Origin of the sequence: Roseicyclus sp. (assembly GCF_052168335.1) — a bacterium.
In the GTDB taxonomy this organism is placed as follows: Bacteria; Pseudomonadota; Alphaproteobacteria; order Rhodobacterales; family Rhodobacteraceae; genus Roseibacterium.
Window position 1 is genome coordinate 1 of record NZ_JBQLZP010000107.1, and the last position, 7,853, is coordinate 7,853.

Sequence of the window (7,853 nt, forward strand, 5' to 3'; positions counted from 1 at the left end):
CGAAAGCCGTGGGCGGGACTATCGCCGGGCCATGTCCTCGCCGCTGGAGGGGGAGGACGCGTGTTCGCGCCTCTCGCCGCATCTGGCCTGGGGCACGCTCTCGCCGCGCGAGGCGGCGCAGGCGGCGGCGCGGCGGAAGGCCGAGGCCGCCGGCACGCGCGCGGGCTGGCGGGGCGCGATGACGAGCTTCGAGGCGCGGCTCGCCTGGCGCGACCACTTCATGCAGAAGCTCGAGGACGCGCCCGCGATCGAGACGCGCTGCCTGCACCCGGCCTGCGAGGCGTTGCGTCCGCGCGCGCCCGACGCGGCCCGCCTCGCCGCCTGGGAGAAGGGCGAGACGGGGCTGCCCTTCGTCGATGCCTGCATGCGCTATCTCGACCATGGCGGCTGGCTCAACTTCCGGATGCGGGCGATGCTGGTGGCGGTCGCCTCCTACCACCTCTGGCTCGACTGGCGGGCGACGGGGCCGCACCTGGCGCGCGCCTTCACCGACTACGAGCCGGGCATCCACTGGCCGCAGATGCAGATGCAGTCGGGCACGACCGGCATGAACACGGTGCGGATCTACAACCCCGTGAAGCAGGGGCGCGACCAGGACCCGGACGGTGTCTTCACGCGCCGCTGGGTTCCGGAACTGGCCGAGGTGCCGGACCGCCACCTCCAGGCGCCCTGGGAGTGGGAGGGGGCGGGGCGGCTGCTGGGGCGGCGCTATCCCGCGCCGGTCGTGGACGTTGTCGCGGCGGCGCGCGCCGCGCGCGAGGCGGTCTGGGGCATCCGGCGGGGCGATGGGTTCCGGGCCGAAGCCGCGCGCATCGTCGAGAAGCACGCGAGCCGCAAGGACCGGGGCGCGGGGCGGCACTTCGTGAACGACCGGGAGGGGCGCCGGAAGCCGGCCGACACGCGGCAGTTGCGGCTCGACCTCTGACGGGAGACGCAAGGGCGATCCGCAGGCCCGGCGACGGAGACCGATGGACGGGCGCGTCGGGCCCGCTATCTCGCGCCCCATGGCCAAGATGCGCAAGAAATCCGACCTGCCGCAGAAGACCTGCGCGACCTGCGGGCGGCCTTTCGCCTGGCGGAAGAAATGGGCGCGCGTCTGGGACGAGGTGCGGCATTGCTCGGACCGCTGTCGGGGCGCGGCGCGGAAGGGTGGCTTTGGTCAGAAAACCTGACCGCGACTGTTGCCTATCGGAAACTTTTTTCCTAATCCGGCGTCACGGAATGCCGTGGGATACCGTCAGCGGAGGGGTGGATGGCCGAGCGCGTCGAGAGAAACGGATTGCAGGTGGCGGCGGAACTGGCCGCCTTCCTCGAGGAGCGGGCGCTGCCCGGCACGGGGGTGGCACCGGGCGCCTTCTGGGCCGGGTTCTCGGATCTGCTGCACGGCTTCGCGGGGCGGAACCGCGCGCTCCTCGAGACGCGCGAGGAGTTGCAGCGCCGGATCGACCAGTGGCACATCGCGCGGCGCGGCCAGCCGCACGACCCCGACGCCTACCAGGCCTTCCTGGGCGAGATCGGCTATCTGCTGCCCGAGGGCGAGGACTTCCGCATCGATACCACCAGGATCGACCCCGAGATCGCGACGGTCGCGGGGCCGCAACTCGTCGTGCCGATCACCAATGCCCGCTTCGCGCTGAACGCTGCGAATGCGCGCTGGGGCAGCCTCTACGACGCGCTCTACGGGACGGACGCGATGGGCAGCCTGCCGCCGCCCGGAGGCTACGACCGGGGGCGGGGCGCGCGCGTGGTGGCGCGGGCGCGGGTCTTCCTCGACGACGCCTTCCCGATCGCGGGCGCCAGCCATGCCGACATCCACCGCTACCGGGTGGAGAAGGGTCAACTCCTCGCCGACGACAAGCCGCTGATGCAGCCGGAGAAGTTCGCCGGCCATACCGGCCACCCGCGCGCGCCCGACAGCGTGCTCCTGCGCAACAACGGGCTGCATGTGGAACTCGTCTTCGACCGGGCGCATCCGATCGGGGCGCGCGACCAGGCGCTGCTGGCCGACGTGCGGATGGAGGCGGCGGTCTCGGCGATCATGGATTGCGAGGATTCGGTCGCCTGCGTCGATGCCGAGGACAAGGTGCTGGCCTACGGCAACTGGCTGGGGCTCATGCAAGGCGACCTGACCGAGACCTTCGAGAAGGGCGGGGCGGAGATGACCCGGCGGCTCGAGGGCGACCGGACCTACACCGCGCCGGACGGCTCGGAGTTCACCGTCAAGGGCCGCGCGCTGATGCTGGTGCGCAACGTCGGCCACCTGATGACGAACCCCGCGATCCTGCTCGAGGACGGCTCGGAGGCCTACGAGGGCCTGATGGACGCGATGATCACGACGCTCATCGCGATGCACGACCTGAAGAAGGCCGAGGGCGCGCGGAACTCGGTCGCCGGGTCGGTCTACGTGGTGAAGCCCAAGATGCACGGCCCCGAGGAAGTGGCCTTCGCCGACGACACCTTCACGGAGGTGGAGAAGGTCCTGGGCCTTCCCCGCTACACCGTGAAGCTCGGCATCATGGACGAGGAGCGTCGCACCTCGGTGAACCTCAAGGAATGCATCCGCGCCGCGCAGCACCGGGTGGCCTTCATCAACACCGGGTTCCTCGACCGGACGGGCGACGAGATCCACACCTCGATGGAGGCGGGGCCGTTCTCCCGCAAGGACTTCATCAAGCGGAAGTCCTGGATCACGGCCTACGAGAACCAGAACGTCGACATCGGGCTCGAATGCGGGCTCCGCGGCCGGGCGCAGATCGGCAAGGGCATGTGGGCGGCCCCCGACGCGATGGCCGCGATGCTCGAACAGAAGATCGAGCATCCGCGCGCGGGCGCGAACTGCGCCTGGGTGCCCTCGCCGACGGCGGCGACGCTGCACGCGCTGCACTATCACCGGGTGGACGTGGCCGCGGTGCAGGAGAAGCTCGAGAAGGGCGGGCGGCGCGCCTATGTCACCGCGCTCCTCGACATTCCGCTCGCGGCCTACCGGCGCTGGACCGAGGCGCAGATCCGGCGCGAGGTGGAGAACAACGCGCAGGGCATCCTCGGCTACGTGGTGCGCTGGATCGACCAGGGCGTCGGCTGCTCGAAGGTGCCCGACATCAACGACGTGGCGCTGATGGAGGACCGGGCGACCTGCCGGATCAGCGCGCAGCACATCGCCAACTGGATGCATCACGGCGTGGTCAGCGAAGAGGAGGTCGTCGCCACCTTCCGCCGCATGGCCGAGGTCGTGGACCGGCAGAACGCGGGCGACCCGGCCTATCGGCCGATGGCGCCGGGCTTCAACGGGATCGCCTTCGCGGCCGCGATGGACCTCGTGATGAGGGGCCGGGAGCTGCCGAGCGGGTATACCGAGCCGGTGCTCCATGCCCGCCGGCTGGAGTGGAAGGCGGCGTGAGGAACCGGGGGCTCTGCCCCCGGACCCCCGGCGGTATTTTTCGAAAGATGAAGAAGGGGCGGCAGGCCCCTGGGAGGAACAGATGATTTCTATCGAAGCGGCGCGGAAGATGATCGAGGTGGCGCGGGCGAAGGGGCGCGAGCTGGGGCTGAAGCCGCTGTCGGTGGCGGTGCTCGACGCGGGCGGGCATCTTCTCGCCTTCGAGCGCGAGGACGGGGCGAGCCCGGGGCGCTTCGAGATCGCGCGGGGCAAGGCCTATGGCGCGGTCATGCTGGGGATGCCGGGATCGGTGCAGATGGCGCGGGCCGAGGGGCAGGCCTATTTCATGGCCGCCGTGAACGGCGCCTTCGGGGGCAAGGTCGTGCCGGTGCCGGGGGGCGTCCTCGTCCTGAAGGACGGCGTCGTGCTGGGCGCGGTCGGCGTCACCGGCGACACGTCGGACAACGACGCGGCGGCGGCGGTCGCCGGGATCGAGGCGGCGGGGTTCGAGGCGAGCGCGTGAGGCGGCTGGTCTCCTCGGGCTCGTCCTTCGAGGCCGACATCGGCTATTCGCGGGCGGTGGTCTGCGACGGCTGGGTCTTCGTCTCGGGGACGACGGGCTTCGACTATGCGACGATGGAGATCGCCGGGGACGCCGCGGCGCAGGCCGAGCAGACCTTCCGCAACATCGACGCGGCGCTGCGGGAGGCGGGCGCGGCGATGGCGGACGTGGTGCGCGTGCGCTACATCCTGCCCGATGCGGGCGACTGGCCGTCCTGCTGGCCGGTGACGCGCGCCTGGCTCGGCGCGGTGCGGCCCGCGGCGACGATGATCGTCGCGGCGCTCCAGGATCCGCGGATGCGCATCGAGATCGAGGTCACTGCGCGGCTTCCGGAGGCCTGAAGCGCCCAAATCCGCGGCACTTGCCGCGGATTCGCGCAGGATGATGTGTGTTCTGTGCCAAGGGGCACTTTCTCCTGCGTCACGCGCGGGCTATACCTGTGCCCGGGTGGAAGGAGCGGGAAGGTTCATGGCGCGGCCCCTCGTCGGCATCATCGGCAATCATCACCTGATCAACGATCAGTACTCGACCCATGCCGGCGGCACGATGAATTCCGAGGCGATCGCCGAGGTGGCCGATTGCATGCCGCTCCTGATCCCGTCCGACCCGCGCTTCGTCTCGACCGCGGAACTCCTCGAGACCTTCGACGGGTTCCTCTTCACCGGGGGGCGCCCGAACGTCCACCCCGAGGAATACGGCGAGGACGCGACCGAGGCGCATGGCGCCTTCGACCGGGCGCGGGACGCGGTGACGCTGCCCCTGATCCGGGCCTGCGTCGAGCGGGGACAGCCCTTCCTCGGCGTCTGCCGCGGCTTCCAGGAGGTGAACGTGGCGATGGGCGGCTCGCTGCATCCCGAGATCCGCGACCTGCCGGGGCGGATGAACCACCGGATGCCGCCCGACGGTACCATCGAGGAGAAATTCGCGCTGCGCCACGCCGTCACCTTCACGGAGGGCGGGCCGTTCCACCGGGTGCTCGGCGCGCGCGAGGTGATGACCAACACGCTCCACGGGCAGGGGATCAAGCGGGCGGGCGCGCGTATCGTGATCGACGGCCACGCGCCCGACGGCACGCCCGAGGCGATCTACATCGAGGGCGCGCCGGGCTTCACCCTGTCGGTGCAGTGGCATCCCGAGTATCGCGCGGCGCAGGACCCGGTTTCCCGTCCGCTCTTCGAGGCCTTCGGCGCGGCGGCGCGCGCCTGGGCCGAACGGCGGCGCCCGGTTCCGGTCGCAGAGGTCGCCTGAAGACATCCTTGCCCGTCGCGCAATGCAACCGACAGGTTCGGGTCAGTCGCGCGCGCCCATGGTGCGGTCATCGACCGAACCCATGGAGAACACCGGACATGACCCCCGAAATGTCCTCCGGGACCGCTCGCCGCGTGCCGGACGGACCGCATCCCGGATACCACGTTCACGGGCGCGACCTATCCTGACCGGGCGGGTCGGCGTTGCGGCGACCCTCTCGCGACGTTTTCCTGAGGCTCAGGTCTGCCGCGCGCCGCGCAACTCCTTGATGTGGAGGCGGATCTTCTCCCAGGTCTCCGCATCTTCGGGCTTGCCCGCGTCACGCGCGGCGGCGGCCTTCTGCGCGGCCTCGGCCTCGGCCTTGTCGCCGTGGGCGTCGAAGAGGCTGCGGGCGTATTGCACGAGATCCTTGTGGTCCATCGGTCAACTCCCTTTGCGGGGCACTGCGCGCGGGCGCGGGCCCGGTTCCGGTGGACGGACAGCGTAACCCGCGGGCCGCCGGCGCGTCCACCGGCGGTTTCGCCTCAATATCGGGCAGGGGGCCGCGATCCGCCTGCCGAATGTGCAGGCCGTCCCCCTCAGAGCAGGGCGGAGACCAGCAGCGGGAAGACGAGGAGGAACATCGCCAGCGAGAACACGCTGTGGGCCCCGAGCGCCAGCGCGGCGGCGCGGTTGCCCATCGGGTCGCCCCCGGGGCTTTGCAGCACCTTCGCATAGGCGAAGAAGGCGCCCGTCAGGCCGAGGACGAGGACGGCGATGCTGCCCGGCGCGCCGGGCACGAGCGCTCCGAGCGTGCCGTCGGCGATGATGACCGCCGCGGAGGCGAGGTAGGCCGCCTTCCAGAGATTGCCGAAGCGCGGCATCTCGAGGCCGAAGACGCGGAAGACAAGCGCGATGACCCCGGCGATCAGGACCGCACCGACGAGTGCTCCGAGGAGGCCCGCCAGAATTCCTGCAAAATCCATACCGTTTGCCTTCGACATGTGGATGAAAGCAGGGAAACCGCCGTTTCCGGCCGTTTCGCGCTGGAATCGCGGCGTTTTGCGGATGGCGGTTCAGCCGTATTGCGCCAGCATCTCCTTCAGGTCCGCCAGCGTGTTGGCCTCCGACACCGGCTTGTCGCGGCGCCAGCGGGCCATGCGGGGGAAGCGCAGGGCGACGCCCGACTTGTGGCGCGGGCTCTCCTGGATGCCTTCGAAGGCGATCTCGAAGACATGCTCGGGCCGGACGGCGCGCACCGGGCCGAAGCGGTCGGTCGTGTTCTTGCGCACCCAGCGGGTGATCTCGGCGAACTCGGCGTCGGTCAGGCCCGAATAGGCCTTGGTGAAGGGGACGAGCTCGTTCCCGTTCCAGACCGCGAAGGTGAAATCGGTGTAGAGCGTCGCGCGCCGACCCGATCCCGCCTGCGCGTAGATCATCACCGCGTCGATGGAGAGGGGGTCGACCTTCCACTTCCACCAGTCGCCCTTCTTGCGCCCCGCGAGGTAGGGGGCGCCGAGCCGCTTGAGCATCAGCCCCTCGGCGCCGAGATCGCGGCTCTGCGCCCGCGCGGCGGCGAGGCCGGCCCAGTCCGCGGCCTCCACGCGCGGCGAGACGCGGAGGGGCAGGTCGCGGGGCAGGGCGGCGGCGGCCTCCTCCAGCGTCGCGCGCCGGTCGGCCAGCGGCGCCTCGCGCAGGTCCGCCCCCCGCCACTCGAGGAGGTCGTAGGCCATGAGGATCACGGGCGCCTCGGCCAGCAGCTTCTTCGGCACGGTCTTGCGCCCGATCCGGGGCTGGAGGCGCGCGAAGGGCAGGGGCGCCTCCGCGGTCCGGTCGTAGGCCAGCACCTCGCCGTCGATCACCGTGCCGTCGGGGAGGAAGTCGCGCAGGCTCGCCAGTTCGGGGAAGCGGTCGGTGATCAGCTCCTCCCCCCGCGACCAGAGCCAGTGCTCGCCGCCGCGCAGGATGAGCTGGCCGCGGATGCCGTCCCATTTCCGCTCGGCCAGCCAGTCGGCGACGGGGCCGAGCTCCTCCGGCGGCTGCTCGATCTGGTAGGCGAGATAGAACGGATAGGGCCGCGAGAGGTCGGCGGTGGGGTCATGCGCCTCGATGAGGCTGCGCCAGCTCACGCTGTCGGGCGTCCAGTCGCCCATCAGGCGGTGGGTCAGTTCCGCCTCGTCTATGCCGGTCGCGAGCCCGAGCGCGCGGGTCATGAGCTTCTGGCTCACGCCCATCCGCCAGCCGCCGGTGAGAAGCTTGTTGAACACCAACCGCTCGCGGGGGGCGAGGCCCTCCCACGCCGTCAGGATCGCGGCCTTGCGCGTCTCCTCGTCGGCGGCGTCGAGCGCGCGGAGCCGCGCGATCCAGTCCGAGAGCGGCAGGTCCGTCTCGGCCGTGGGTTCCGGCAGCACCAGCGCGATCGTCTCCGAGAGGTCGCCCACCACCGGATAGCAGGCCTCGAAGAGCCAGAGCGGGATGCCCGCCCGCTCCGCCGCCCATTCCCGCAGCTTCGTCGTCGTGATGGTGCGGCGCGGGCGGCGGCCGGAGAGGAGCGCGATGCACCAGAGGCGGTCCGCCTCGGGCGCCTCGCGGAAATAGGCGGCCAGCGCCTCGGTCTTGGCCTTGGTGGAGGTCGTCTGGTCGAGCGCGGCGAAGAGGGCGGCGAAGCGCTTCATGCCGTCCGCTCCC

General features: G+C 71.0%; 9 protein-coding genes. 6 read left to right on the forward strand and 3 right to left on the reverse strand.

Annotation, left to right across the window (positions count from 1 at the left end; translation table 11 throughout):
- From ACTS11_RS03465 to ACTS11_RS03490, 6 genes are all read left to right on the forward strand, one after another.
- Window positions 1–925, forward strand: a 925-nt coding sequence (locus tag ACTS11_RS03465; RefSeq protein WP_442638948.1) for an FAD-binding domain-containing protein, incomplete at its 5' end; no start/stop codon positions are given.
- 88 nt (window positions 926–1,013) lie between these two features.
- On the forward strand, window positions 1,014–1,172 hold the full coding sequence (locus ACTS11_RS03470; RefSeq protein WP_442638955.1) for a DUF2256 domain-containing protein: 159 nt from the start codon (window positions 1,014–1,016) through the stop codon (window positions 1,170–1,172).
- Window positions 1,173–1,252: 80 nt separating this feature from the next.
- Window positions 1,253–3,397 carry a malate synthase G gene (locus ACTS11_RS03475; protein ID WP_442638949.1) on the forward strand — a complete coding sequence of 715 codons (2,145 nt, stop codon included), beginning with the start codon at window positions 1,253–1,255 and terminating at the stop codon, window positions 3,395–3,397.
- 82 nt (window positions 3,398–3,479) lie between these two features.
- On the forward strand, window positions 3,480–3,899 hold the full coding sequence (locus tag ACTS11_RS03480) for a GlcG/HbpS family heme-binding protein (protein ID WP_442638950.1): 420 nt from the start codon (window positions 3,480–3,482) through the stop codon (window positions 3,897–3,899).
- On the forward strand, window positions 3,896–4,279 hold the full coding sequence (locus ACTS11_RS03485; RefSeq protein ID WP_442638951.1) for a RidA family protein: 384 nt from the start codon (window positions 3,896–3,898) through the stop codon (window positions 4,277–4,279). The genes ACTS11_RS03480 and ACTS11_RS03485 overlap by 4 nt, the downstream gene beginning before the upstream one ends.
- Window positions 4,280–4,406: 127 nt before the next feature.
- Window positions 4,407–5,186, forward strand: a complete 780-nt coding sequence (locus tag ACTS11_RS03490) for a gamma-glutamyl-gamma-aminobutyrate hydrolase family protein (RefSeq protein ID WP_442638952.1) — start codon at window positions 4,407–4,409, stop codon at window positions 5,184–5,186.
- A gap of 237 nt (window positions 5,187–5,423) precedes the next feature.
- Here the strand turns inward: ACTS11_RS03490 and ACTS11_RS03495 are convergent, their stop codons facing one another.
- From ACTS11_RS03495 to ACTS11_RS03505, 3 genes are all read right to left on the reverse strand, one after another.
- On the reverse strand, window positions 5,424–5,606 hold the full coding sequence (locus tag ACTS11_RS03495) for a hypothetical protein (RefSeq protein WP_442638953.1): 183 nt from the start codon (window positions 5,604–5,606) through the stop codon (window positions 5,424–5,426).
- Window positions 5,607–5,764: 158 nt separating this feature from the next.
- Window positions 5,765–6,151: a hypothetical protein gene (locus ACTS11_RS03500; protein ID WP_442638954.1), complete on the reverse strand. Its 387-nt coding sequence runs from the start codon at window positions 6,149–6,151 to the stop codon at window positions 5,765–5,767.
- Window positions 6,152–6,241: 90 nt separating this feature from the next.
- Window positions 6,242–7,840: an ATP-dependent DNA ligase gene (locus tag ACTS11_RS03505; protein ID WP_442638956.1), complete on the reverse strand. Its 1,599-nt coding sequence runs from the start codon at window positions 7,838–7,840 to the stop codon at window positions 6,242–6,244.
- Window positions 7,841–7,853 lie beyond the last annotated feature (13 nt).

Coding starts and splice junctions, on each gene's coding strand:
- ACTS11_RS03470 (WP_442638955.1), top strand. CDS start 1,014: ATGCGCAAGAAATCCGACCTGCCGCAGAAGACCTGCGCGACCTGCGGG.
- ACTS11_RS03475 (WP_442638949.1), top strand. CDS start 1,253: ATGGCCGAGCGCGTCGAGAGAAACGGATTGCAGGTGGCGGCGGAACTG.
- ACTS11_RS03480 (WP_442638950.1), top strand. CDS start 3,480: ATGATTTCTATCGAAGCGGCGCGGAAGATGATCGAGGTGGCGCGGGCG.
- ACTS11_RS03490 (WP_442638952.1), top strand. CDS start 4,407: ATGGCGCGGCCCCTCGTCGGCATCATCGGCAATCATCACCTGATCAAC.
- ACTS11_RS03495 (WP_442638953.1), bottom strand. CDS start 5,606: ATGGACCACAAGGATCTCGTGCAATACGCCCGCAGCCTCTTCGACGCC.
- ACTS11_RS03500 (WP_442638954.1), bottom strand. CDS start 6,151: ATGGATTTTGCAGGAATTCTGGCGGGCCTCCTCGGAGCACTCGTCGGT.
- ACTS11_RS03505 (WP_442638956.1), bottom strand. CDS start 7,840: ATGAAGCGCTTCGCCGCCCTCTTCGCCGCGCTCGACCAGACGACCTCC.